Annotated in this window: 2 protein-coding genes; both read left to right on the forward strand. The window is 65.7% G+C overall.

Annotated features, from left to right (window positions below; all coding sequences use genetic code 11):
• Window positions 1–748, forward strand: a 748-nt coding sequence (locus tag EOB59_RS36060; protein ID WP_245486564.1) for an SMP-30/gluconolactonase/LRE family protein, incomplete at its 5' end; no start/stop codon positions are given.
• Window positions 748–1,652: strictosidine synthase (locus EOB59_RS07955; RefSeq protein ID WP_128288104.1), on the forward strand; the 905-nt coding region annotated here is incomplete at its 3' end. The genes EOB59_RS36060 and EOB59_RS07955, both read left to right, overlap by 1 nt.

Here is a 1,652-nt window from a genome sequence, read left to right on the forward strand (position 1 = left end):
GGCGAAGGTCACCGACGAAACCAATCGCAGCCTGCTGTCGGTGATCGACGATTCGCGGCTGAGGCTTCCCGACGATCTCGACATCGCGCCGGACGGGCGCATCTTCTTCAGCGAAGCGACGATCCGCTACGAAATGTCTGAATGGGCGGTCGATGCGCTGGAGGGCAGGGGCAACGGCCGGCTGATCTGCCACGATCCGAGGACCGGCTCGACCCGCACCATATTGCGCGGCCTGATCTTTCCCAACGGCGTCACCATTTGCCGCGACGGCCAGTCGCTGCTCTTTGCCGAGACATGGGCGTGCCGCATCAGCCGCTACTGGTTCGACGGACCGGACAAGGGCAAGCGTGAAATCTTCCTCGACAATTTGCCAGGCTATCCCGACAATCTCAACCGCGGCTCCGACGGAACCTACTGGATCGCGCTGCTCGGCATACGCACCAGAACCTTCGATCTCGCCATGCGCAAGCCGGGTTTTCGCCGCCGCATGGCCAAGCGGATCGCCGCCGACGAATGGCTGTTCCCCAACATCAATCGCGGCTGCGTGCTGCGCGTGTCGGAAACCGGCGAGATCATCGACGCGTTGTGGGACGAGGCCGGCGAAAACCATCCCTCGATCACCTCGACCTGCGAGCACAAGGGCTGGCTCTATCTGGGCGGCGTCTCCAACAACCGCATCGGCCGCGTTCGCATCGAAGGCGCCGATCCGCAATGGACGGCGCATGACGATTACTGGGGGAAGCGCTGATGGCGGGGTTAGGCACGTTCGTCCGCCGGCTGTTTTCGGCTGATGATGCCGGCATCAGCGTGCCGGCCATGGACGGCGTCTTCAAACCGGACAACCGTCTGGAAGAGGCGGAGCGGCTGCTGTCGCTTCCCGCCATCGACAATCTCGTTGCGTCGCCAGCGAGACTGCTGTGCAGCAGCGGCAACACGCTCTTCCGGATCGACCTTGGGAGAGCGGGCGCTTCGGCGGTCGCAATAGCGGAGTTCGCGGCGCCGATCAGCTTTGTCGCATCCGCGCCCGATGGCCGCCTTGCCGTCGGCATCGAGGGTGAGGGCCTGCAAATCGGGCAGCCGGGCACCTGGAGGCGCATCGGCTTGCCAGGCGGCGTGGCGTCCTGCCTCACCGCCGGGCTCTTTACCGTGGATGGCTCGCTCTACCTGTGTGTCGGCTCGCGCAAGCATCCGGCGCGCGACTGGAAGCGCGATCTGATGGAGGGCGGCAGCAGCGGCGTCGTGCTCGCCATCGATCCGGACAGCGGCTCCCAGCGTGAGCTTGCAGCCGGATTGGCATTTCCCAACGGCGCGGTCATGCTCGGCAACGGCCGTCTGGCGATCAGCGAAAGCTGGCGCCATCGTATCGTCGCCCTTGATCCGAAATCCCCCCATCCGGTGGCGATCCTGGAAAATCTGCCGGCCTATCCGTCGCGCCTGTCACCCGCTTCCGATGGCGGCTTCTGGATGGCGCTGTTCGCGCCGCGCCGCCAGCTTCTCGAACTGGTGCTGCGCGAGGACGATTATCGCCGCGAGATGATGGCGACGATCGATCCCGGCGAATGGATCGGGCCGGAACTCGCCGGATCGGCGCGGCCGGACCAGCCGCTGAGCCAGGGCTCGGTCCGGCAGATGGGCGTGCTGAAGCCGTGGGC

Source organism: Mesorhizobium sp. M7A.F.Ca.MR.176.00.0.0, from assembly GCF_004023165.1.
GTDB lineage: Bacteria > Pseudomonadota > Alphaproteobacteria > Rhizobiales > Rhizobiaceae > Mesorhizobium.